We start from the raw sequence: 24779 nt of genomic DNA, 5'->3' as shown, positions 1-24779 counted from the left end.
GTAATGACGCTGCGATGAAATAAATCCCTTCCCGCCAGCAGGTACGGAAGGGATTTTTTTATCAGAATACGTTGAACGGGTATTCCGCGTAGAGAGGAGCTTCGTGGCGGCCAGTATTGTAATCGCTGGTCTTGCCGGAAATGCGCAGTACTGTGTAGCGCACTTTCAGTTTCAGATCTTTCGCAGTGCCACTCTGCTCCTACTGATACACCCGTTTGAAGGTATGAATAAGTGGGATTATTTAATTCCGTCTGCTGCCATGCGATCGCGAATATGCTGCGCGCGCGCCGCCGATGCCGGGTGATCATCAAACATCGAACTCTGCCGACCCTCTTCCATTTTTGCCAGTTTCTCAAAGCTGGTCGCCAGTCCTTCCGGACTGATTCCACGTTTGCGCAACAGATCGTAAGAGTAGTCATCCGCTTCGGATTCCTGGCGCTGAGAAAACTGTGAATTTACCAGTTGTTCGCCCAGTGCACCGAGCTGCGACTGCGACAAGCTACCGACAATACCACCTGCCGATGCTGCGGCTGAGCGTATCGCATTGGTGCCCAGCGCCACCTGCATTCCTTTTTTCACATGGCCCAGCGCAACGTGGCCCATTTCGTGGCCGATCACCGCTTCAACTTCATTGTCGGTCATCATATCCATCAACGCGCTGTAGACGCGGATGCAGCCGTTTGCCATGGCAAAAGCATTCACATCTTTTGCCACATAAACCTTGTAGTTGACTGGCTGGCCGTTGATGTTATCACCGAGCGCGGCAGCAATTTTAGTCAGACGCTGGCTGTAGGTGCTGCTGGCGGGTGCGATGGTTGCTTTGCTGTCCATCTGTTTACAGGCGTTATCACTTAATGCTTTTACTTGCGCATCACTCAGAGTGTAGGCCTGAAAAGCCTCCGCGCCGGAGCTGAGAAAAGCATTTGAGTCCATATTCTGGCAACCGGCAAGGACGGTTGTTATTCCCAGAGCAAAGAGAAGCGGGCGAATTTTCATTTGTTATTTTCCGTAATGGTTGAGTCAATATGCTGCTAACTGCAACGGCTCAAGACGAACCTGCAGATTGTCAGTATAAGGAACAGTCAGAGCGCCAGGCGAGGGTATTGCGCAACATACGAGCGGCTTCCAGAGATTTCTGAATCGGCAAAAGGATGCTCCATGTACATGGAATGCCGCTTGGGTTACATTGTTGGCACTTTTTTCCGGCGTAGCCCAAAACGCGCTGTCGTCAAGTCGTTACGGGAACAGCCCTTAACAGTCCGATCTGGAGTCAAAATGTCCTCACGTAAAGAGCTTGCCAATGCTATTCGTGCGCTGAGCATGGACGCGGTACAGAAAGCCAAATCCGGTCACCCGGGAGCCCCTATGGGTATGGCGGACATCGCGGAAGTCCTGTGGCGTGATTTTCTGAACCATAACCCGACGAATCCGGCCTGGGCCGATCGCGACCGCTTTGTGCTGTCCAATGGCCACGGTTCAATGCTGATTTACAGCCTGCTGCACCTCACCGGCTATGACCTGCCGATGTCCGAGCTGCAGAACTTCCGTCAGTTGCACTCGAAAACGCCGGGTCACCCGGAAGTGGGTTACACCGCTGGCGTGGAAACCACCACCGGTCCGCTGGGGCAGGGCATTGCCAACGCCGTGGGCATGGCGATTGCGGAGAAAACCCTTGCGGCGCAGTTCAACCGTCCGGGGCACGACATTGTTGACCACTTCACCTACGCCTTTATGGGTGATGGCTGCATGATGGAAGGCATTTCCCATGAAGTCTGTTCCCTTGCCGGTACGTTGAAACTGGGCAAACTGGTTGCGTTCTACGATGACAACGGCATCTCCATCGATGGCCATGTTGAAGGTTGGTTTACCGATGACACCGCGAAACGCTTTGAAGCTTACGGCTGGCACGTAGTGCGTGGCATTGACGGCCACAACGCGGATGCCATCAAGCGTGCGGTGGAAGAAGCGCGTGCTGTCACCGATAAACCATCGCTGCTGATGTGCAAAACCATCATCGGTTTCGGTTCGCCGAACAAAGCTGGCACCCACGATTCCCACGGCGCGCCGCTGGGTGATGCTGAAATCGCGCTGACCCGCGAAGCACTCGGCTGGAAATATGCGCCGTTCGAAATCCCGTCTGAAATCTATGCACAGTGGGATGCGAAAGAAGCTGGTCAGGCCAAAGAAGCGGCGTGGAACGACAAATTTGCCGCTTACGCCAAAGCTTTCCCGCAGGAGGCTGCAGAGTTCACACGCCGTATGAAAGGCGAACTGCCGTCTGATTTCGATGCCAAAGCGCAGGCGTTTGTCGAGAAACTTCAGGCTAATCCGGCGAAAATTGCCAGCCGTAAAGCGTCACAAAATGCTATCGAAGCCTTCGGCCCGCTGTTGCCGGAATTCCTCGGCGGCTCCGCTGACCTGGCACCATCCAACCTGACTATCTGGTCCGGTTCGAAAGCGATTAACGAAGATACGGCCGGTAACTACATTCACTACGGCGTGCGTGAGTTCGGTATGACGGCGATTGCCAACGGTATCTCGCTGCATGGCGGTTTCCTGCCGTACACCTCGACCTTCCTGATGTTCGTTGAGTATGCCCGTAATGCGGTGCGTATGGCGGCACTGATGAAAAAGCGTCAGGTACTGGTTTACACCCACGACTCCATCGGTCTGGGCGAAGATGGCCCGACTCACCAGCCAGTCGAGCAGGTGGCTTCACTGCGTCTGACCCCGAACGTCAGCACCTGGCGTCCGTGTGACCAGGTAGAATCCGCTGTGGCGTGGAAATATGGCGTTGAACGCGCCGACGGTCCGACGGCGCTGATCCTCTCCCGTCAGAACCTGGCGCAGCAGGAGCGTACGGCGCAGCAACTGGCCGATGTCGCTCGTGGCGCCTATGTGCTGAAAGAGAATGCCGCGCAGCCGGAACTGATCCTGATTGCCACCGGCTCCGAAGTTGAACTGGCGGTTGCTGCGTATGAAAAACTGACCGCCGAAGGCGTGAAGGCGCGTGTGGTGTCCATGCCGTCGACCGATACCTTCGACAAACAGGATGCGGCATACCGTGAATCCGTGCTGCCGAAAGCGGTTTCTGCCCGTGTGGCCATCGAAGCCGGTATTGCGGATTTCTGGTACAAATACGTCGGTCTGAACGGCGCGGTGGTAGGTATGACCACATTCGGCGAATCTGCCCCGGCAGAGTTGCTGTTTGAAGAGTTTGGTTTCACCGTTGACAATGTGGTGGCAAAAGCGAAAGCGTTGCTGTAATCACATTTGCCCGGCGGCGCCTCGTCTGCCGGGCCTGCATGAAAAGTCATTTAGGATGGCGCTTAAGCGTTATCAAGTCTACTGGATTGCAATATGTGTAGACTGGATAAGCAAGGCGCCATCCGTCATTGAATTATCCCCATAATCTTCCGATTCCTGAACCCGTTTTCCCTTCTTAGTAACTCGATCAAAACGGTATTCATTTGTGCATAAAAAATATACTGGATATACATCCAGTTATCTGTATAATAAACCTGCAAATTATCCAAGGTGAGAGTGAGTAAGGAGTGAACCTATGATAATCCCTGGTGAAAATCTCAGTTTGCAGCCTGTGGTGGCGACAATCAGTAGCCGTGAAATCGCAACATTGACAGGCGTGACTCATGGTGAAGTGAAGCGAATGGTGAAAAGCCTGGAAACCGCGCATCGGCTTTCCCAGCCGGTGCATGAGCATCCGTACGAGCGAGAAGGTGAGATGCGACAAGAATTTTTGCTGAATAAACGGGACTCACTGCTTACAGTTTCGCGCCTCTCGCCGGCCTTTACGGCAGAAATGCTCGATCGCTGGCAGGAGAAAGAGAAGCTTATCAGTCTGCCCGATTTTACGAACCCGGCTGCTGCTGCGCGTGCCTGGGCTGAGCAGTACGAAAAACGTCAGCGGGCGGAAGCGTTGCTTGCTCTCTCAGCCCCTAAGGCGGCGTTTTTTGACCATTATGTGAGTGTTGAAGAGTCACTTGGTTTTCGTCAACTTTGTAAGATGCTGCGAGTGAAAGAGTCTCTTTTTCGACGCTTTTTGCTTGAACGCAATATTATGCAGCGTGTAAACGGTACGTTAATGCCGCAGCAGTACCATATTGATGCAGGCTACTTGACCGTCCATGGCGGCGTCGGCGAAAACAAACGTAACTGGTCTCAGGCGCGCTTCACTGCGAAGGGCGTGAAGTGGGTGGCCGATCTGTGGGCTAAGCAACTCTCTTCGCTGCCGGTTGAAATGCCGCGCGCAGAACGCACCGAGCCGAAGGCGCCGGAGCATAGCTGGTTTTAATCAGCGCCAGCAAAGTATTTTGCCTTTCTTAATCAACCTCTCATGCAGGGACGCTTTGTCGCGCTTATCCTCTTGCTGTCAGTTATTTTCCTCGCGAACGTAGTTCCTGGTACGCCGATTATTCCTGCGAAAATGTGATGCAAGTCAGATTACTGGCGAAACCGTCTGGACAATCATTCCTTTTATTCCCTGTTTCGCTTATTCTAGCTGAAGCGTTTCAGTCGATTAAATGTTCGACAATTAACCAAACAGACGCAGTTTAAGGCAGGCGAGGATTCCCCTTCTGTGGTGGCTGGATTACTCTGTCATCCACTTCAGGCCAGCGAGCCTTGCAGGAGAATTATGACCGTACGCATAGCGATTAATGGTTTCGGTCGCATTGGGCGCAACGTGGTTCGTGCTTTATATGAATCCGGGCGTCGGGCGGAAATCACTGTGGTGGCAATCAATGAACTGGCCGATGCTGTGGGCATGGCGCATTTATTGAAATATGACACCAGCCATGGGCGTTTTGCCTGGGATGTGCGCCAGGAACTCGAGCAATTGTTTGTAGGAGACGACGTAATTCGCATCCTGCATGAGCGTTCCATTGCAGCACTGCCGTGGCGCGAACTGGGTGTCGATGTGGTGCTCGACTGTACCGGCGTATACGGTAACCGTGAGGATGGCGAGGCGCATCTGGCGGCGGGCGCGAAAAAAGTGCTCTTTTCCCATCCAGGTAGCCACGATCTCGACGCAACAATTGTTTTCGGCGTCAACGAGGAAACCCTTCGCTCTGAAGACCTTCTGGTCTCTAATGCTTCCTGCACGACAAACTGTATTATTCCGGTCATAAAACTGCTCGACGATGCTTATGGCATTGAGTCAGGAACAGTGACAACCATTCACTCCGCGATGCATGACCAGCAAGTGATTGACGCTTACCACCCCGATCTGCGGCGCACACGTGCGGCCAGTCAGTCGATCATTCCGGTGGATACCAAACTGGCGGCGGGCATCTCGCGAATTTTCCCGCAGTTTAATGACAGATTTGAAGCGATAGCGGTGCGCGTACCGACAATTAACGTGACCGCGATCGATCTGAGCGTAACGGTGAAAAAGCCTGTAAAAGCTATGGAAGTCAACATGTTGCTGCAAAAAGCAGCGAGTGGGACATTTCATGGTATAGTTGATTATACGGAATTACCGTTGGTTTCAACCGATTTTAATCACGATCCGCACAGCGCCATTGTTGATGGTACACAGACGCGGGTAAGTGGTGCGCACCTTATTAAAACCCTTGTGTGGTGCGACAACGAATGGGGCTTTGCTAACCGGATGCTCGACACGACGTTAGCAATGGCGGCTATTGGTTTCAGGTAGAGCGCGACAGCGCTCGCAAAACTTTAAGAATCATTGAGAGGATTCACCATGTCTGTAATTAAGATGACCGATCTGGATCTGGCTGGTAAACGCGTTTTCATCCGTGCTGATTTGAACGTGCCGGTTAAAGATGGCAAAGTCACCAGCGACGCACGTATCCGCGCTTCCCTGCCAACTATCGAACTGGCGCTGAAGCAGGGTGCGAAAGTGATGGTAACTTCCCACCTGGGTCGTCCGACCGAAGGCGAGTACAACGAAGAATTCTCTCTGCTGCCGGTTGTTAACTATCTGAAAGACAAACTCTCCAACCCGGTACGTCTGGTTAAAGATTACCTGGATGGCGTTGAAGTTGCTGCCGGTGAGTTGGTTGTTCTGGAAAACGTTCGCTTCAACAAAGGCGAGAAGAAAGACGACGAAGTGCTGGCGAAAAAATACGCTGCGCTGTGCGACATATTCGTGATGGATGCATTTGGTACTGCTCACCGTGCACAGGCTTCTACTCACGGTATCGGCAAATTCGCTGACGTAGCTTGCGCAGGCCCGTTGCTGGCTGACGAACTGGACGCACTGGGTAAAGCCCTGAAAGAACCGGCTCGTCCGATGGTTGCTATTGTTGGCGGTTCTAAAGTTTCCACTAAATTGACCGTTCTGGACTCGCTGTCCAAAATTGCTGACCAGTTGATCGTCGGTGGCGGTATCGCTAACACCTTCGTTGCTGCTCAGGGGCACAACGTAGGTAAATCCCTGTACGAAGCTGACCTGGTTGACGAAGCAAAACGCCTGCTGGGCACTTGCGATATTCCGGTTCCGACTGATGTTCGCGTTGCCACCGAGTTTTCTGAAACCGCAACGGCAACCCTGAAATCCGTAAACGACATCAAAGATGATGAGCAAATTCTGGATCTGGGCGATGCCTCTGCTGAAAAACTGGCTGAAATCCTGAAAAATGCCAAAACTATTCTGTGGAATGGTCCGGTTGGTGTGTTTGAATTCCCGAACTTCCGTAAAGGTACTGAAATCATTGCTAACGCTATCGCAGACAGCGACGCGTTCTCTATCGCTGGCGGCGGCGACACGCTGGCCGCTATCGACCTGTTCGGTATCGCTGACAAGATTTCCTACATCTCTACTGGCGGCGGCGCATTCCTCGAATTCGTGGAAGGCAAAGTTCTGCCTGCAGTCGCCATGCTCGAAGAGCGTGCTAAGAAGTAAAATTGTTCAGGCGGGATAACCCCGCCTGTTTTTCAAAATGATTCAATTGTTGCTCTAAATAATTCGCGCTGCAGGAAGGTGGTGGCGCAGCGAAACTCCAGAAACTTGCCATAGTGAGTAACGGGAGGGTCGAGAGAAGCCAACGCTCTGGCAGCTCGAATTATGACGAGCAGAAACGGCCGAAGATACAGGACTACGTACATGTCTAAAATTTTTGATTTCGTAAAACCTGGCGTGATCACTGGTGATGACGTTCAGAAAGTGTTCCAGGTAGCTAAAGAAAACAACTTTGCTCTGCCAGCGGTTAACTGCGTGGGTACTGATTCCATCAACGCCGTTCTGGAAGCTGCAGCCAAAGTTAAAGCGCCGGTTATCGTTCAGTTCTCTAACGGCGGTGCTGCGTTTATTGCCGGTAAAGGCGTGAAAACTGACGTGCCTCAGGGCGCGGCAATCCTGGGCGCAATCTCTGGCGCGCATCATGTCCATCAGATGGCAGAACATTACGGCGTGCCGGTCATTCTGCACACTGACCACTGTGCGAAAAAACTGCTGCCGTGGATCGACGGTCTGCTGGACGCGGGTGAAAAACACTTCGCAGCAACCGGTAAACCGCTGTTCTCTTCTCACATGATTGACCTCTCTGAAGAGTCTCTGGAAGAGAACATTGCCATCAGCTCCAAATATCTGGCGCGTATGTCTAAAATGGGCATGACTCTGGAAATCGAACTGGGCTGTACCGGTGGCGAAGAAGATGGTGTGGACAACAGCCACATGGACGCTTCTGCACTGTACACCCAGCCGGAAGATGTTGATTACGCCTACACTGAACTGAACAAAATCAGCCCGCGTTTCACCATCGCAGCTTCCTTCGGTAACGTACACGGTGTGTACAAACCGGGTAACGTGAAACTGACCCCGACTATCCTGCGTGACTCTCAGGAATATGTTTCCAAAAAACATAACCTGCCGCACAACAGCCTGAACTTCGTATTCCACGGCGGTTCTGGTTCTACTGCTCAGGAAATCAAAGACTCCGTAAGCTACGGCGTTATCAAAATGAACATCGATACCGACACCCAATGGGCGACCTGGGAAGGTATCCTGAAGTATTACAAAGAAAACGAAGGCTACTTACAAGGCCAACTGGGCAACCCGAAAGGCGCTGACCAGCCGAACAAAAAATACTACGATCCGCGTGTATGGCTGCGTGCAGCGCAGACCAGCATGGTGACTCGTCTGGAGCAGGCCTTCAAAGAACTGAACGCAGTAGACGTTCTGTAATTTTCGCTGCTTTATCTGAAAAGGTCCGCAAGATGCGGGCCTTTTTTATTTCTTATTCAATAGGCTGCGTCGAGCATAACGTGTGATCAACTTGTCATAAATGAGGCTTTTTGTTTACTCTTTAGGAATCTCTCCTGCTCAAAGGGGGGCCCATTTTGGAACAACAGATATAAGGAAGATCGAATGGAAGATCTTAACGTTGTTGACAGCATTAACGACGCAGGCTCGTGGCTGGTAAACAATCAGGCGCTGCTGTTGAGCTATGCCGTTAACATTGTGGCGGCTATTGCTATCGTTATTGTCGGTATGATTGTGGCGCGTATTGTCTCAAATACGGTTCATCGCGTGATGGTGGCACAACAGATCGACGTCACCGTAGCTGATTTTCTCTCTGCGCTGGTGCGCTATAGCATTATTGCCTTTACCGTGATTGCCGCACTGGGCCGCGTCGGTGTGCAAACAGCCTCGGTGATTGCCGTAATGGGTGCCGTCGGTTTAGCCATCGGTCTGGCGTTGCAGGGGGCGCTTGGGAACCTCGCGGCTGGTGTGCTGCTGGTGACTTTCCGCCCGTTCCGTTCGGGGGAATATGTCGATTTGGGCGGCGTTGCCGGAACAGTGTTGCAGGTGCAGATTTTCTCCACCACCATGCGTACGGTAGACGGGCGTATAGTAGTGATTCCGAACGGTAAAATCATTGCCGGAAATATCGTGAACTTCTCTCGTGAGCCGGTGCGTCGCAACGAGTTTATTATTGGTGTGGCTTACAATTCTGATATCGACCAGGTGAAACGCGTCCTGACTGAAATTATCCAGGCAGATGAACGCATCATCAAAGATCGTGAAATGACGGTACGTCTGAATGAACTGGGGCCGTCCTCCATTAACTTTGTGGTACGTGTCTGGAGTAAAAGCAGCGATCTGCAAGCCGTTTACTGGGATGTGCTGGAGTTGATCAAACGTCGCTTTGACGAGAATGGTATTAGTTTCCCGTTCCCGCAGATGGACGTAAACCTCAAACGTTCCCACGGGCAGGCAGAGCAGTAAAATGTGGGGCCGACGCTGTCGGCCTTCTTTTTGCTCATCAATATTAGTATTATTACTTAACGATTAGAATTATCAATTTCCGCTAATAATATTCTCGCGCTATAGTCTGCTTCCGAAACAATTTGACGGAATTACGACGTGTTATCTTATTACCTTCAAGGAGTTATGCTTGGGGCTGCGTTGATCCTGCCACTTGGGCCGCAAAACGCTTTTGTGATGAACCAGGGGATCCGCAGGCAGTATCACATCATGACCGCTTTTTTATGCACGATGAGCGATATGGTGCTGATCTGCGCAGGCGTGTTCGGCGGAAGCGCGCTGCTGATGCAATCCCCGTGGCTGCTTGCGCTGGTGACCTGGGGCGGTGTGGCGTTTCTGCTATGGTACGGCTATGGCGCACTAAAAACGGCACTAAACAGTAACCTCGAACTTGCAAGCGCCGAAGCTTTGCGTCAGGGGCGCTGGCGTATCATTGCGACTATGCTGGCGGTAACCTGGCTCAACCCGCATGTTTATCTCGACACCTTTGTGGTGCTTGGTAGCCTTGGTGGCCAACTGGATGTAGAACCAAAGCGCTGGTTCGCACTGGGAACAGTGAGCGCTTCTTTCCTGTGGTTCTTCAGCCTTGCGTTGCTCGCCGCCTGGCTCGCTCCTCGTTTGCGCACGGCGAAAGCGCAGCGGATAATTAACACCATGGTTGGGTTGGTGATGTGGTTTATTGCCTTCCGGCTGGCGCGTGAAGGTATCCATCATGTACAGGGATTATTCAGTTAGGGTAAGTCCGATGGACAATTGACACTGAGCCGCTAAGCTTGCTGCCAAGGCGTCTGCGTATTTGGACGTATTAACGCAACATGGAGGAGCAACTGTGAAATTTAAAGTGATGGCCCTGGCGGCGGTAGTCGGTTTGAGCGCAATGGTGGTACAGGCAAACGAATTGCCTGACGGCCCGCATATTGTCACCTCAGGCACGGCAAGCGTGGATGCAACTCCGGACATCGCCACGCTGGCGATTGAAGTAAACGTTGCCGCAAAAGACGCTGCATCAGCGAAAAAGCAGGCCGATGACCGCGTTGCGCAATACCTGAGTTTTCTTGAGCACAATGGTATTGCCAGAAAAGACATTAATTCCGCAAATTTACGCACCCAGCCAGATTATGACTACCAGAACGGCAAAAGCATCCTGAAAGGCTACCGTGCTGTGCGTACAGTTGAAGTAACATTGCGCGAGCTGGATAAGCTTAACTCACTACTGGATGGCGCGCTGAAAGCGGGTCTGAACGAGATTCGCTCCGTGTCGCTGGGCGTTGCGCAAGCAGAGTCTTACAAAGATAAAGCACGCAAAGCGGCAATTGATGATGCGACTCGTCAGGCGCAGCAACTGGCCGCCGGTTTCAATGCCAAACTCGGCCCGGTTTACAGCATTCGCTACCATGTTTCTAATTATCAGCCCAGCCCAATGGTGCGGATGATGAAAGCGGATGCTGCGCCGGTTTCTGCACAGGAAACTTACGAACAGCCGACGATTCAGTTTGACGATCAGGTTGATGTAGTGTTTCAGCTTGAGCCTGCTCAGGCTGAGCAGCCAGCAGCAACTGCGACGAAGTAAGCAGCCAAGTCAAGTTGTTCATCCTCTCCCGCTCGGGGAGAGGGTTGCTGCTCAATCCTGCCGTAATACCCTGTGCCCATACGCCAGCAATGCATCCGTAACGTTGCGCATCATCCGGCTTTCCGGCGCAAAGCGATGCCAGTAGAGCATGCGGCGCTGTAACAGGCCAGGTGTCAGATCGATCAAATCGCCGCTCTTCAATTCTTTCTCAATTTGCAGGTGCGGGATCATACAGCAGGTCGTGCCCTGGCGTGCCAGTTGCACAAATGCTTCCGATGAATTCACGATATGGCAGGGCACGCTGCCTGGCGGTAAATCAAAATACTGTTGTAAAAATGCCTGATGCATATCATCCAGATGATCGAACGCCACTGCCGGTGCTTTTAACAGCGCCGAACGCGTCACGCCATTGGGAAAGTAGCGTTCGGCAAACTCTCTGGAACCGACAAACAGATAATCCAGTGCGCCAAGTTGATCGACCAGGCAACTTGGCAACGCCTGCGGCTGAATACTGACCGCGCCAACCACCTCACCGCGGCGCAGTCGCTCCTGGGTGCGGGTTTCATCCTCAACCTGCAAGTTCAGCCGGATGGGAGAATCAACCAGTACCGGCGCCAGCGCTGGCAACAGCCAGGTGGCCAGGCTGTCGGCATTGACCGCCAGCGACAATAGCAGCGGCGTTGAGCCCGTTTGCTCATCGCCCAGCCACTCTTCTTCCAGCAGTTCGACCTGACGCAACAACGCCAGCAGTTTTTGCCCTTGTTCGGTGGGACGCGGCGGAACAGTACGTACCAGCAATGGCTGGCCGAACATGTTTTCGAGCTGTTTTATGCGCTGTGACACAGCGGACTGAGTAATGCACAGTTTTTGCGCGGCACGCTCAAAGCCACGCTCACGAATGACCGCATCAAGCGCCTGTAAAGTTCTGTAGTCCGGACGTTTCATTACTCGGTCAATCTCCTGAAAAATGATTACTCAGCACTATGACATAAATTTTTATTAGAATCAGACGAAATTGGACGTCGCGTAATGTGACACTGGTCACAGGGACATTTAGGGGACGCGTGGTCTATAATGCGCCTGAAATTTCACACCACAGGCGAACGACCATGACGCAGGATGAACTCAAAAAAGCAGTGGGCTGGGCGGCACTCAAGTATGTTGAGCCCGGAACCATTGTCGGCGTAGGCACTGGCTCCACTGCGGCGCACTTTATTGATGCGCTCGGCACGATGAAAGGCCAGATCGAAGGCGCGGTTTCCAGTTCGGATGCTTCCACCGCAAAACTGAAAAGTCTTGGCATTACCGTGTTCGATCTCAATGAAGTGGATAAATTGGGTATCTACGTTGATGGCGCGGATGAAATCAACGGTCAGATGCAGATGATCAAAGGCGGTGGCGCAGCGCTGACGCGTGAGAAAATTATCGCCTCGGTGGCGGATAAATTTATCTGTATTGCTGATGCATCCAAGCAGGTTGATATCCTGGGGAAATTCCCTTTGCCAGTCGAAGTGATCCCGATGGCTCGGAGCGCCGTTGCGCGTCAACTGGTGAAGCTGGGCGGCCGCCCGGAATATCGTCAGAATGTTGTCACCGATAACGGCAATGTGATCCTCGACGTTTATGGTCTGGAGATCATCGATCCGATTGCGCTGGAAAACAGCATCAATAGCATCCCGGGCGTAGTAACTGTAGGGTTATTCGCCAACCGTGGCGCGGATGTGGCGCTGATCGGCACCGCCGACGGCGTGAAAACCATCATAAAATGATCTGACGGGGAGGCGCTCGTCTCCCTGCAAAAAAAAGCTAACGGCAAATTTGGTGATATCTGTCACATTTATCTTCTGTCTTTGCACTACCTGCCATCATTGGATGCTTTAACAGCATTTTTATCTGCCGTTTACTGCTGGATGACATTTCTTCAGAGTGCGTACGCAAACGTTCATATTGCTGCAATAGTTTTTTTTGATATGTTGACTGAAGCAAACTGCATTTCGCACAACATCACAGTCAAGACAAAATACAGGGTCGGGTAAATGGCAAAGGTATCACTGGAGAAAGACAAGATTAAATTTCTGCTCGTCGAAGGGGTGCACCAGAAAGCACTGGATAATCTTCGTGCAGCGGGTTACACCAATATCGAATTCCACAAAGGCGCGCTGGACACCGAACAACTTAAAGAGTCCATCCGTGATGCCCACTTTATCGGCCTACGATCCCGTACTCAACTGACTGAAGATGTTATCGCAGCGGCGGAAAAGTTAGTCGCTGTGGGCTGTTTCTGTATTGGTACTAACCAGGTGAATCTGGACGCCGCCGCAAAGCGTGGTATTCCGGTATTCAATGCACCGTTCTCCAACACCCGTTCCGTGGCGGAAATGGTTATTGGCGAATTGTTGCTACTGATGCGCGGTATTCCTGAAGCGAACGCGAAAGCGCACCGTGGGATCTGGAACAAACTGGCGGTCGGTTCCTACGAGGCGCGCGGTAAAAAGCTCGGCATTATCGGTTATGGTCATATCGGTACGCAGTTGGGCATTCTGGCGGAATCGCTGGGGATGCATGTCTTCTTTTACGATATCGAAAGCAAACTACCGCTGGGCAACGCCACGCAGGTACAGCATCTTTCTGATCTGCTGAACATGAGCGATGTAGTGAGCCTGCATGTGCCGGAAACTCAGTCAACCAAAGATATGATTGGCGTCGAAGAATTGAAATTGATGAAGCCGGGCGCGCTGCTGATCAACGCTTCTCGCGGTACTGTGGTTGATATTCCTGCGCTGTGCGATGCGCTGAAAAGCAAACATCTGGCCGGTGCAGCAATTGACGTCTTCCCGACGGAACCTGCTACCAACAGCGACCCGTTTGATTCCCCGCTGTGCGAATTTGACAATGTGCTGCTGACGCCGCACATCGGCGGTTCGACGCAAGAAGCGCAGGAAAATATCGGTCTTGAAGTGGCAGGCAAACTGATTAAATATTCTGACAATGGTTCTACGCTGTCGGCAGTTAACTTCCCGGAGGTTTCTTTGCCGATGCACGGTGGCCGTCGTCTGCTGCACATCCACGAAAACCGTCCAGGCGTGCTGACTGCACTCAACCAAATCTTCGCCAGCCAGAATATCAACATTGCGGCACAGTATTTGCAAACAACGCCGTATATGGGTTATGTCGTGGTTGATATCGAAGCGGATGAAGACGTCGCGCAAAAAGCATTGCAGAGCATGAAAGCTATTCCCGGTACGATTCGCTCACGTTTGCTGTTCTGATAAGTATTGTGTTTTCCTCTCCCGGAAGGGAGAGGGAAACCTATTACCACTCCCACACTCTTGATGGTGTGACGACCGCAGGTAGCGGAATATCCCACTCTTCCACCGGCAGAGCCTGAACGCCCTGGCAGTCATGCGCGTAGCCCACGGGCTGTAAGCCATAAGCGCGCCAGTTTTGGAGAGTGCGATCATAAAAACCGCCGCCCATACCTAAACGCTGGCCCTGTTCGTCGAACGCCACCAGCGGCGTAACCAACACATCCAACTGATTAAGCGGCAGGACATCACGCACATCCAGTTTCGGCTCCTGAATCTTCAGGTAATTTATCACCAGTTCGCTGTGCGGATGATAATGCAGAAAGAGCAGATTGCCCGTGCTAAACGGGTGTAGCACCGGCAAGTAAACACGTTTTCCGCTGCGCCAGAGTTGTTCAATCAACGGCTGAGTATCCAGTTCACCGTCGAAAGAGAGAAACAAAGCCACGGTATGCGCCATCACGACGGGAGGATACGCCATCATGCGTGCAGCGGCCTGCTGGGCAAAATGTGCCTGCTGCCCGCTGCTTAGCTCACGCCGACGTTGGCGGATAACTTTGCGGATTTCTTGTCGCGACGAGGGAAAATCAGGAAATTGCGTCATGGTTTTTGGCAGAAAAAGAAGGGAATCTCCGAGATGCCGCAGCAGGCTGTAACCCTTGAACCCTTGGTTCAAGGTGAATGCGTCGTCATGATTTTAAGGCTTCTCGGACGAACCGAGCATGCTCACCAACCATGGATCGCCACATTCTTGTGGTATGAAATATCGGCTCAGGGGACTGGCCCGCTTGCAAACATCTCAGAGAAATTTTGTCTTCACGATCACTCTACCACAGTTGATCCTGAAGTGTTATTCAAACTTAGGTCCCGGCCTGTCTGTTATGCGACCCTGATCAAGCAATGCTTGTTCGATGGTCTGCTGTAACATTCGGATACGCTGTTCCATGTTGGCTGCGTACTCGCGGGTTTTTGTTTTTTCCTGAGCCAGCTCGTAGCTGATATTCAGCGCGGCGATAAACACCAACTGCTCAGTATTTGTGACTCTAGTGCGAACTTTCAGATCTTGCAACCGCTGATTCAGATCCTCCGCAGCCTGGTTAAGCGCGTCCCTCTGTTCAGGCGGGCAGTTCACTCGCAGTGAACGACCAAAAATTTGGATATCGACGGGTTGTGCAGACATGCCACCTTCCTGCTGTTTGACTGCGCTCTGCCTCCGCATCCGAGTCCTGGGCTGCGAAGGGGCGACACTATAAGCTAGCCTGGTGAGTACTTTCAAGTTTTTTGCGTCTATACCTTAATTACTCACGCCACATGCAATGGCATGTAACGTGAAGCATCACAGGTATATCACCAGGGGCCAAAGTGATAGCATATCATGAATATTTCCCCCAACGACGACGAATGCGTATGTCTATACAGAACGAAATACCTGGTTACAACGATGTAGGCCAGTTGCTCAACCAACAGGGCGTGGGGCTGCTTCCTGCCGAAATGCATGGGCTTATCGCGGGGATGCTCTGCGGTGGCAACAATGACAGCTCCTGGCAGCCGCTGCTGCATGATTTAACTAACGAGGGGCTGGCTTTTGGTCATGAGCTGGCACAGGCATTGCGGGCAATGCATGCTGCAACCAGCGATTCACTGGAAGACGACGGCTTTCTGTTCCAGCTCTATTTGCCGGAGGGTGATGACGTTAGCGTTTTCGACAGAGCTGATGCGCTGGCCGGCTGGGTAAACCATTTCCTGCTTGGGTTAGGTGTCACGCAGTCGAAGCTCGACAAAGTAGCTGGCGAAACCGGAGAAGCGATTGACGATTTGCGTAACATCGCACAGTTAGGTTATGACGAAGACGAAGATCAAGAAGAGCTGGAAATGTCGCTTGAAGAGATCATCGAATACGTCCGCGTCGCTGCGCTGCTGTGTCACGATACGTTCACGCACCCGCAGCCGACCGCGCCGGAAGTGCGTAAGCCGACGTTACATTAATTTGTCTTGCATTATTCGTCTTGTAGGAAGGAGGTGTCATGACACAGCTTGAGTTTCTCCGTCGTCGTCAGACATTGCTGGCGCAGATGGTTCCCGGTAGCGCAGCATTGATATTTGCCGCGCCGGAAGCAACCCGCAGCGCAGACAGTGAATACCCGTATCGACAGAACAGCGATTTCTGGTACTTCACCGGTTTTAACGAACCAGAAGCGGTGCTGGTGCTGATAAAGAGCGATGACACCCACAACCATAGCGTGCTGTTCAACCGCGTGCGTGATAAAACCGCCGAGGTTTGGTTTGGCCGCCGTCTTGGTCAGGAGGCTGCGCCAGCAAAGCTGGGTGTCGACCGTGCGCTAGCATTCCCGGAGATCAATACGCACCTTTACCAACTGCTCAATGGCCTTGACGCGGTTTATCACGCGCAGGGCGAGTATAAGTATGCGGATACCATCCTGTTCACTGCGCTGGAGAAGCTGCGCAAAGGCGCGCGGCAGAACCTGTGTGCGCCCGCCACGCTGACTGACTGGCGCCCGATCGTCCACGAGATGCGTTTATTTAAATCGGCCGAAGAGATCGAGGTGATGCGTCGTGCGGGTGAAATCTCCGCGCTGGCCCATACCCGCGCGATGCAGGCCTGCCGTCCGGGCCTGTTTGAATATCAGCTTGAAGGTGAAATTCAGCATGAATTTAACCGCCACGGCGCGCGCTTCCCGTCCTATAACACCATTGTAGGTTCGGGGGAGAACGGCTGTATCCTGCATTACACCGAAAATGAAAGCCAGATGCGGGACGGCGATTTAGTGCTGATTGATGCTGGCTGTGAATACATGGGATACGCCGGGGATATCACCCGCACTTTCCCGGTAAACGGGAAGTTCAGCCCGGCGCAACGTGAAATTTACGACATTGTGCTGGCATCGCTGGAACGTGCGCTGGAGCTGTTCCGTCCGGGAACCTCCATTCAGGCTGTCACCAGTGAAGTAGTGCGCATTATGATTACCGGCCTGGTGAAGCTTGGCATTTTACAGGGTGAAGTCGATGAATTGATTGCTAAAAATGCCCACCGTCCATTCTTTATGCACGGGTTAAGTCACTGGCTGGGGCTGGATGTTCATGACGTCGGTGTTTACGGCCAGGAGCGTTCCCGTGTGCTGGCACCAGGCATGGTGCTGACCGTTGAGCCGGGCCTTTATATTTCTCCGGATGCGGATGTTCCTGAGCCGTATCGCGGCATTGGCATTCGCGTGGAAGATGACATCGTTATTACCGAAGAGGGTAACGAGAATCTCACCGCCAGCGTAGTTAAAAAGGCGGATGATATCGAAGCGCTGATGGCGGTGAGCCGTTCATGAGTGTGATTATTGTTGGCGGCGGCATGGTCGGTGCGACGCTCGCGCTGACCATTTCACATCTGACGCGGGGAAAATTACCGGTTCACCTGGTGGAGGCCACCGCGCCCGGTTCCCACCATCACCCTGGTTTTGATGCTCGTGCCATTGCGCTGGCGGCAGGCACGTGCCAGCAGCTTGCGCGCGTCGGGATCTGGCAGGCGATAGCGCGTTGTGCGACGCCCATTTCGACCGTTCACGTCAGCGATCGTGGTCACGCCGGTTTTGTCACGCTGGATGCGCAGGATTATCACCTTGATGCGTTGGGGCAGGTGGTTGAACTGCATGATATCGGCCAGCGGCTATTTACTCTGCTGCAAAATGCGCCGGGCGTGACGCTGCATTGCCCCAATCGGGTCAGCAGTTTTACCCGTGATGAGCAGCAGGTATCTGTAACTCTGGAAAACGGCGAGCTGATTATTGGTCAATTGCTGGTTGCGGCGGACGGTTCCCGTTCGGGCATGGGCGAGCAACTGGGCATCCTTTGGCAGAAAACCTCCTATCACCAGACCGCCGTCATCGCTAACGTTACCACCTCTGTTCCGCATCAGGGACGTGCATTCGAGCGTTTCACCGAGCATGGGCCGCTGGCGATGTTGCCCATGTCGCAGGATCGTTGTTCACTGGTGTGGTGTCATCCTCTGGAAAAACAGCAGCAGGTGATTGGCTGGTCTGACGAACGTTTTTGCCATGAGCTACAAAAAGCGTTCGGCTGGCGCCTGGGACGTATTGAACACGCCGGAAAACGCAGCGTTTATCCTTTGACGCTGACTAACGCGTCGTCGCCGATATCTCATCGCGCGGTGCTGGTCGGCAATGCGGCTCAGACGCTGCATCCTATCGCCGGACAAGGGTTTAACCTCGGCATGCGCGATGTGATGACGTTGGCGGAAACGCTGGCGGAGGCATGGGCTATGCAGAAAGATGTCGGCTGTTATCCGGTGCTGACGCGCTACCGTCATCAGCGTCAGGCGGATAAAAACACCACCATAGGGGTTACCGACGGGCTGGTGCATCTGTTTGCCAACCGCTGGGCACCGCTTGTCGTCGGGCGAAATATCGGGCTGATGGCGATGGAACTATTTACCCCGGCGCGCGATGTGCTGGCGCAGCGTACCCTCGGTTGGGTGGCCCGTTAATCAAAGGAGCAAAGAGTGCAGAATGTTGATGTTGCGATTGTCGGCGGCGGCATGGTGGGTCTGGCGCTGGCTTGCGGGTTGCAAGGGAGCGGTTTACGGGTTGCGGTGCTGGAGCAGAATGTTCCGCAGCCGCTGGCGGAAGATGCGCCACCGGCGTTGCGCGTATCGGCGATTAACGCCGCCAGCGAAAAACTTCTGACGCATCTTGGCGTGTGGTCAAACATCATTGCCCATCGCGCGGGGCGCTATCACGGCATGGAAGTGTGGGATAAAGACAGCTTTGGCCGTATTACCTTTGACGACCAAAGCATGGGCTATCCTCATCTTGGCTATATTATTGAAAATGCTGTGATTCATCAGGCCCTGTGGGATAAAGCTAAGCAGTGTCAGGATGTCACTATAATTGCCCCCGCCGAATTACAGCAGGTGGCCTGGGGCGAGAACGACGCGTTTCTCACCTTAAAAGATGGCACGATGCTCACTGCCCGGCTGGTGGTTGGGGCTGACGGCGCAAACTCCTGGTTGCGTAACAAAGCGGATATTCCGCTAACTTTCTGGGATTATCACCACCATGCGCTGGTGGCAACCATTCGCACCGAGGAGCCGCATCAGGCCGTAGCGCGGCAGGTGTTCGATAACGACGGTATCCTTGCATTCCTGCCGCTGAACGATCCGCATCTATGCTCAATAGTCTGGTCGCTGCCGCCGGATCAAGCGAAAACGCTTCAACAGGCTAGCGATGATACGTTCAATCAGGCGCTGTGCGTGGCCTTTGATAATCGTCTTGGTCTGTGCCGTGTGGAAAGCGAGCGCCAGGTTTATCCGCTAACCGGCCGCTATGCGCGCCACTTCGCTGGCCATCGTCTGGCGCTGGTGGGCGATGCTGCGCATACTATCCATCCGTTGGCCGGACAGGGTGTGAATCTGGGTTTTATGGATGTTGCGGAATTGATTACCGAGCTGCGCCGTCTTCGCCGCGAAGGAAAAGATATCGGCCAGCATCTCTATCTGCGTCGCTACGAGCGCAGCCGTAAGCACAGTGCGGCGCTAATGCTGGCCGGAATGCAGGGCTTCCGCGAGCTGTTTGCCGGGTCGAACCCGGCGAAGAAGCTGTTGCGTGATATTGGTCTGAAACTGGCGGATACCCTTCCTGGGGTAAAAACACAACTGCTGCGCCAGGCGCTCGGCCTGAATGACCTTCCAGAGTGGCTACGTTAACCCCGTCACATTTCCCTTCCCGCAAACGGGAAGGGGGCTCTCTGCCTCATTTGAAATATTCTAATTTCACCTCATTTTTCGGATTAGATTTACTCATGTGTAATTTTTCTCACTGCGGGAAAAATGATGCTTTCGTGGAGTGAAATATTGAAACAGGGTGCAATATTGTCGATTTAATGATGATTTATAGGGTGTTTTTCGGTTAATTTCAGCATAAAACTCTTTTGCTATTTTTAGCTAAATAGGTCATAAGCTAATGTGATGGCCCATTTTCTCTTATGGTTAAGTGTCGCTTTCGGTGTTAAGTTCAGGCAAAAGATAACGTTTGCGTCGGCGTCCGAAATGGCCGTTGATGCTGGTCGTTTTGGCGAAATGAACGCCGCCGAAAAACGTGATAGCACAGCTTATTCAACGAGGACAAGATGGTTCAGCAGACCCCTTTGTATGAACAACACACGCTATGCGGTGCCCGCATGGTGGATTTCCATGGCTGGATGATGCCGTTGCATTACGGCTCGCAGATTGATGAGCACCATGCGGTGCGCAACGATGCCGGGATGTTCGATGTTTCACACATGACCATCGTCGATCTGAAAGGCAGTCGCACCCGGGAGTTTCTGCAATATTTGCTGGCGAACGATGTGGCCAAACTCACTAAGCCCGGCAAAGCCTTATACACCGGTATGCTGAATGCCTCGGGCGGCGTGATTGACGATTTGATCGTCTACTACTTCACCGAAGACTTCTTCCGCCTCGTTGTAAACTCCGCTACCCGCGAAAAAGACCTCTCCTGGATCACCCAACACGCCGAACCTTTTGCCATTGAGATCACCGTCCGTGACGATCTGTCGCTGATCGCGATTCAAGGGCCAAACGCGCAGGCGAAAGCCACCACCCTGTTTACTGATGCGCAGCGCAGAGCGGTTGAGGGAATGAAACCGTTCTTTGGCGTAGAAGCAGGCGACCTGTTTATCGCGACCACGGGCTATACCGGTGAAGCGGGTTACGAGATTGCTTTGCCGAACGAAAAAGCCGTCAATTTTTGGCAGGATCTGCTGAACGCGGGCGTAAAACCTTGTGGACTCGGCGCGCGCGATACGCTGCGCCTGGAAGCGGGCATGAATCTGTATGGCCAGGAGATGGATGAAAGCATCTCTCCGCTGGCTGCCAATATGGGCTGGACCATTGCCTGGGAACCGCAGGAGCGCCAGTTCATTGGCCGCGAAGCGCTGGAGCAACAGCGCGAAAAAGGCACTGAACAGCTGGTTGGCCTGGTAATGACGGAAAAAGGTGTGCTGCGTAATGAGTTACCGGTGCACTTTACTGACGCGCACGGCAACGTGCAAAAAGGTGTGATCACCAGCGGGACCTTCTCGCCGACGCTTGGTTACAGTATTGCACTGGCACGCGTTCCGGCGGGGATTGGCGAAACGGCAATTGTGCAGATCCGTAACCGCGAAATGCCGGTCAAAGTGACCAAACCTGTTTTTGTGCGCAACGGCAAAGCTGTCGCGTAACGTAATTTTTATCTGGAGAGAATGAGATGAGCAACGTACCGGGCGAACTGAAATACAGCAAAGAACACGAATGGCTGCGCAAAGAAGTAGATGGTAGCTATACCGTTGGCATCACTGAACATGCTCAGGAATTGCTGGGTGATATGGTGTTTGTCGACCTGCCGGAAGTGGGCACAACCGTTAGCGCTGGCGATGACTGCGCCGTTGCCGAATCGGTAAAAGCCGCTTCTGATATCTACGCGCCGATCGGCGGTGAAATCATAGCTGTTAACGATGCGCTGAATGACTCTCCGGAGCTGGTTAATAGCGAGCCGTACGGTGAAGGCTGGATATTCAAAATCAAAGCCAATGACGAATCGGAAGTTGCTGCGCTGCTGGATGCAACGGCATACGCCGCACTGTTAGAAGACGAGTAAATACGCGTCATCCTTCACGTTGCAGGCGAGTTGGCTTCCTGCAACGCGAATGCTTTGGCGTATTCAGATAATTTCCGAATATGATTCACCGCACGTTTCAGGAACCATCGCTCATGACTCAGACGTTAAGTCAGCTTGAAAATCGCGCCGCATTTATCGGCAGGCATATTGGCCCGGACGCATCGCAACAGCAGGAGATGCTGAACACCGTAGGGGCAGATTCGCTTAATGCCCTGATTGCGCAGATCGTACCGAAAGATATTCAGCTCGCCATGCCGCCTCAGGTAGGTGAAGCTACCACCGAATTTGCCGCGCTTGCCGAACTGAAAGCCATCGCGGGCCGCAACAAGCGCTTTAAGTCTTACATTGGCATGGGCTACACCGCAGTGCAGTTACCGCCGGTGATTCTGCGTAACATGCTGGAAAATCCAGGCTGGTACACCGCGTATACGCCATATCAGCCGGAAGTGTCGCAAGGACGCCTGGAAGCGCTGCTTAACTTTCAGCAGGTGACGCTGGATTTGACTGGCCTGGATATCGCCTCCGCTTCCCTTCTGGATGAAGCGACCGCCGCCGCTGAATCGATGGCGATGGCGAAGCGTGTGAGCAAACTGAAAGGTGCTAACCGCTTCTTCGTTGCGGATGATGTACACCCGCAAACGCTGGACGTCGTGCGTACGCGTGCTAAAACCTTCGGTTTTGACGTGATTGTTGATGCGGCTGACAAAGCGCTGGATCACCAGGATGTCTTCGGTGCTCTGCTGCAACAGATTGGAACCACCGGTGAAGTACACAATTACAGCACGCTGATTGCTAAGCTGAAAGCCCGCAAAATCGTGGTCAGCGTCGCTGCCGATTTTATGGCGCTGGTGCAGTTGACGTCGCCGGGCAAGCAGGGTGCCGACATCGTGTTTGGATCCGCTCAGCGTTTCGGCGTGCCCATGGGATACGGCGGTCCACACGCTGCGTTCTTTGCTGCAAAAGATGAATTCAAACGCTCAATGCCTGGGCGCATTATCGGGGTTTCCAAAGACGCGGCCGGTAACACTGCGCTGCGCATGGCGATGCAGACTCGTGAACAGCATATCCGTCGTGAGAAAGCCAACTCCAACATCTGTACTTCACAGGTTCTGCTGGCGAATATTGCCAGCCTGTATGCAGTGTTCCACGGCCCGCAAGGGCTGAAACGCATTGCGGGCCGTATTCACCGGCTGGCCGACATTCTCGCTACCGGTTTGCAGCATAAAGGACTGAAACTCCGTCACGCACACTACTTCGATACGCTATGCGTTGAGGTCGTGGATAAAGCCGCCGTGCTGGCGCGCGCGCAGGCACAGGAGATCAACCTGCGCAGCGACATTCTGAACGCGGTTGGTATTACGCTGGACGAAACGACTACTCGCGAAGATGTTCTGGCGCTGTTTGGTGTTCTGCTGGGCGATAATCATGGTCTGGATATTGATGCACTGGACAAAGATGTTGCGCTCGATAGCCGCTCCATTCCGCAGGGGATGCTGCGCGATGATGCGTTCCTGACACATCCGGTATTCAACCGTTATCACAGCGAAACTGAGATGATGCGTTATATGCACTCTCTGGAACGCAAAGATCTGGCGCTGAATCAGGCGATGATCCCGCTGGGCTCCTGCACCATGAAACTGAACGCGGCAGCCGAAATGATCCCAATCACCTGGCCGGAGTTCGCGGAACTGCATCCTTTCTGCCCGCCGGAACAGGCTGAAGGTTATCATCAGCTGATTACTCAGCTTTCTGAGTGGCTGGTCAAGCTCACCGGTTACGATGCGCTCTGCATGCAGCCGAACTCCGGCGCGCAGGGGGAATACGCAGGTCTGCTGGCCATTCGCCGCTACCACGAAAGCCGCAACGAAGGGCACCGTGATATCTGTCTGATCCCAAGTTCCGCGCACGGCACTAATCCGGCGTCGGCGCAGATGGCGGGGATGCAGGTGGTGGTCGTTGCCTGCGATAAAAACGGCAACATCGACCTTGCCGATCTGCGCGCTAAAGCCAGACTGGCGGGTGATAACCTCTCCTGCATTATGGTGACCTATCCGTCCACTCACGGTGTATATGAAGAGACGATCCGTGAAGTGTGCGAAGTGGTGCATCAGTTTGGTGGTCAGGTTTACCTCGATGGCGCAAATATGAACGCCCAGGTAGGCATAACTTCGCCGGGTTTTATCGGCGCGGATGTTTCCCACCTTAATCTGCATAAAACGTTCTGTATTCCGCACGGCGGTGGCGGTCCGGGGATGGGGCCGATCGGCGTGAAAGCACATCTGGCACCGTTTGTTCCGGGGCATAGCGTGGTGCAAATCGAAGGCATGTTGACGCGCCAGGGAGCGGTTTCTGCCGCACCGTTTGGTAGTGCGTCGATTCTGCCGATCAGCTGGATGTACATCCGCATGATGGGCGCGGAGGGGCTGAAACAGGCCAGCCAGGTGGCGATCCTCAATGCTAACTACATCGCCAGCCGTCTGAAAGACGCGTTCCCGGTGTTGTATACTGGTCGTGATGGCCGTGTTGCACATGAATGTATTCTCGATATTCGTCCGTTGAAAGAAGAAACCGGGATTAGTGAGCTGGATATCGCTAAACGCTTGATAGACTATGGTTTCCATGCACCGACTATGTCCTTCCCGGTTGCCGGAACGTTGATGGTGGAACCGACAGAATCGGAAAGCAAAGTCGAACTGGATCGTTTTATCGATGCGATGTTGGCGATCCGTGGCGAAATCGACCGCGTGAAGCAGGGCGAATGGACGCTGGAAGATAATCCGCTGGTGAACGCGCCGCACACGCAGGATGAACTGGTGGCGGAGTGGAACCACGCTTATACCCGTGAACTGGCCGTGTTCCCTGCAGGCTTCGCAAACAAATACTGGCCAACCGTCAAACGTCTGGATGATGTCTACGGCGACCGTAACCTATTCTGCTCCTGTGTACCGATGAGCGAATATCAGTAATTC

Annotated in this window: 21 protein-coding genes, 1 other RNA gene and 1 pseudogene; 17 read left to right on the top strand and 6 right to left on the bottom strand. The window is 53.2% G+C overall.

The features are described 5' to 3' along the window. Positions 1-61: 61 nt before the first annotated feature. Positions 62-196, bottom strand: a pseudogene (locus BM427_RS26335) (outer membrane porin, OprD family); the annotation flags it as partial. Between the two features lie 41 nt (positions 197-237). Then, on the bottom strand, positions 238-996 hold the full coding sequence (gene loiP, locus BM427_RS09950) for a metalloprotease LoiP (RefSeq protein WP_090121241.1): 759 nt from the start codon (positions 994-996) through the stop codon (positions 238-240). Between the two features lie 279 nt (positions 997-1275). On the opposite strand from loiP, the gene tkt reads away from it, so the two are divergent. From tkt to BM427_RS09910, 8 genes are all read left to right on the top strand, one after another. Further along, positions 1276-3267: a transketolase gene (tkt, locus tag BM427_RS09945; protein ID WP_090121239.1), complete on the top strand. Its 1992-nt coding sequence runs from the start codon at positions 1276-1278 to the stop codon at positions 3265-3267. A 295-nt stretch (positions 3268-3562) separates the two neighbouring features. After that, on the top strand, positions 3563-4312 hold the full coding sequence (locus BM427_RS09940; RefSeq protein WP_090121237.1) for a phage antirepressor KilAC domain-containing protein: 750 nt from the start codon (positions 3563-3565) through the stop codon (positions 4310-4312). Between the two features lie 342 nt (positions 4313-4654). Further along, the gene (gene epd / locus BM427_RS09935; RefSeq protein ID WP_090121235.1) at positions 4655-5674 is read left to right on the top strand and encodes an erythrose-4-phosphate dehydrogenase; all 1020 of its coding nucleotides are present in this window, start codon (positions 4655-4657) and stop codon (positions 5672-5674) included. A 48-nt stretch (positions 5675-5722) separates the two neighbouring features. Beyond that, positions 5723-6886 (top strand): phosphoglycerate kinase, encoded by a 1164-nt coding sequence (gene pgk, locus BM427_RS09930; RefSeq protein WP_090121233.1) that lies wholly within the window; start codon positions 5723-5725, stop codon positions 6884-6886. Positions 6887-7087: 201 nt separating this feature from the next. Further along, positions 7088-8167 (top strand): class II fructose-bisphosphate aldolase, encoded by a 1080-nt coding sequence (gene fbaA, locus BM427_RS09925; RefSeq protein WP_074772841.1) that lies wholly within the window; start codon positions 7088-7090, stop codon positions 8165-8167. 183 nt (positions 8168-8350) lie between these two features. Then, positions 8351-9211 carry a small-conductance mechanosensitive channel MscS gene (mscS, locus tag BM427_RS09920; protein WP_090121231.1) on the top strand — a complete coding sequence of 287 codons (861 nt, stop codon included), beginning with the start codon at positions 8351-8353 and terminating at the stop codon, positions 9209-9211. 138 nt (positions 9212-9349) lie between these two features. Continuing rightward, positions 9350-9985, top strand: a complete 636-nt coding sequence (gene argO / locus BM427_RS09915; protein WP_090121229.1) for an arginine exporter ArgO — start codon at positions 9350-9352, stop codon at positions 9983-9985. A gap of 94 nt (positions 9986-10079) precedes the next feature. Next, a complete protein-coding gene (locus BM427_RS09910; RefSeq protein WP_090121227.1) occupies positions 10080-10820 on the top strand; it encodes an oxidative stress defense protein in 741 nt (246 codons plus the stop codon). Between the two features lie 51 nt (positions 10821-10871). On the opposite strand, the gene argP is transcribed toward BM427_RS09910, so the two are convergent. Next, positions 10872-11765, bottom strand: a complete 894-nt coding sequence (argP, locus tag BM427_RS09905; RefSeq protein ID WP_090121225.1) for a DNA-binding transcriptional regulator ArgP — start codon at positions 11763-11765, stop codon at positions 10872-10874. 164 nt (positions 11766-11929) lie between these two features. Here argP and rpiA point away from each other — a divergent pair, with 164 nt between their 5' ends. After that, positions 11930-12589 carry a ribose-5-phosphate isomerase RpiA gene (gene rpiA / locus BM427_RS09900; protein ID WP_074772853.1) on the top strand — a complete coding sequence of 220 codons (660 nt, stop codon included), beginning with the start codon at positions 11930-11932 and terminating at the stop codon, positions 12587-12589. Positions 12590-12856: 267 nt separating this feature from the next. Beyond that, positions 12857-14089: a phosphoglycerate dehydrogenase gene (serA, locus tag BM427_RS09890; protein ID WP_090121221.1), complete on the top strand. Its 1233-nt coding sequence runs from the start codon at positions 12857-12859 to the stop codon at positions 14087-14089. A gap of 43 nt (positions 14090-14132) precedes the next feature. Here serA and BM427_RS09885 read toward each other — a convergent pair whose 3' ends face one another. The 3 genes from BM427_RS09885 to zapA form a co-directional block, all read right to left on the bottom strand. Continuing rightward, the gene (locus BM427_RS09885; RefSeq protein WP_090121738.1) at positions 14133-14729 is read right to left on the bottom strand and encodes a 5-formyltetrahydrofolate cyclo-ligase; all 597 of its coding nucleotides are present in this window, start codon (positions 14727-14729) and stop codon (positions 14133-14135) included. A 21-nt stretch (positions 14730-14750) separates the two neighbouring features. Further along, a non-coding RNA gene (ssrS, locus tag BM427_RS09880) (6S RNA) lies at positions 14751-14934 on the bottom strand. A gap of 41 nt (positions 14935-14975) precedes the next feature. Then, the gene (zapA, locus tag BM427_RS09875; RefSeq protein WP_090121220.1) at positions 14976-15305 is read right to left on the bottom strand and encodes a cell division protein ZapA; all 330 of its coding nucleotides are present in this window, start codon (positions 15303-15305) and stop codon (positions 14976-14978) included. A gap of 227 nt (positions 15306-15532) precedes the next feature. Between zapA and BM427_RS09870 the strand changes: the two genes are divergently transcribed. From BM427_RS09870 to gcvP, 7 genes are all read left to right on the top strand, one after another. Continuing rightward, positions 15533-16111, top strand: a complete 579-nt coding sequence (locus BM427_RS09870; protein WP_139234400.1) for a YecA/YgfB family protein — start codon at positions 15533-15535, stop codon at positions 16109-16111. 38 nt (positions 16112-16149) lie between these two features. After that, positions 16150-17463, top strand: coding sequence for a Xaa-Pro aminopeptidase (gene pepP, locus BM427_RS09865; RefSeq protein ID WP_090121217.1), 1314 nt, complete (start codon positions 16150-16152; stop codon positions 17461-17463). Then, complete coding sequence (gene ubiH, locus BM427_RS09860) at positions 17460-18638, top strand: 2-octaprenyl-6-methoxyphenyl hydroxylase (RefSeq protein ID WP_090121215.1); 1179 nt, start codon at positions 17460-17462, stop codon at positions 18636-18638. The genes pepP and ubiH overlap by 4 nt, the downstream gene beginning before the upstream one ends. 15 nt (positions 18639-18653) lie before the next feature. Then, positions 18654-19856: an FAD-dependent 2-octaprenylphenol hydroxylase gene (ubiI, locus tag BM427_RS09855; protein ID WP_090121214.1), complete on the top strand. Its 1203-nt coding sequence runs from the start codon at positions 18654-18656 to the stop codon at positions 19854-19856. A 422-nt stretch (positions 19857-20278) separates the two neighbouring features. Continuing rightward, entirely contained in the window at positions 20279-21373 is a 1095-nt protein-coding gene (gene gcvT, locus BM427_RS09850; protein ID WP_090121212.1) for a glycine cleavage system aminomethyltransferase GcvT, read from the top strand. A gap of 26 nt (positions 21374-21399) precedes the next feature. Further along, on the top strand, positions 21400-21789 hold the full coding sequence (gene gcvH / locus BM427_RS09845) for a glycine cleavage system protein GcvH (protein ID WP_090121211.1): 390 nt from the start codon (positions 21400-21402) through the stop codon (positions 21787-21789). Positions 21790-21902: 113 nt separating this feature from the next. Next, complete coding sequence (gene gcvP / locus BM427_RS09840; RefSeq protein ID WP_090121210.1) at positions 21903-24776, top strand: aminomethyl-transferring glycine dehydrogenase; 2874 nt, start codon at positions 21903-21905, stop codon at positions 24774-24776. The last annotated feature ends 3 nt before the right edge of the window (positions 24777-24779 follow it).

Origin of the sequence: Kosakonia arachidis (assembly GCF_900116535.1) — a bacterium.
Classification (GTDB): domain Bacteria; phylum Pseudomonadota; class Gammaproteobacteria; order Enterobacterales; family Enterobacteriaceae; genus Kosakonia; species Kosakonia arachidis.
Note: the sequence above shows the minus strand (reverse complement) of the source record. Positions and strands in the feature narration are given on the sequence as shown.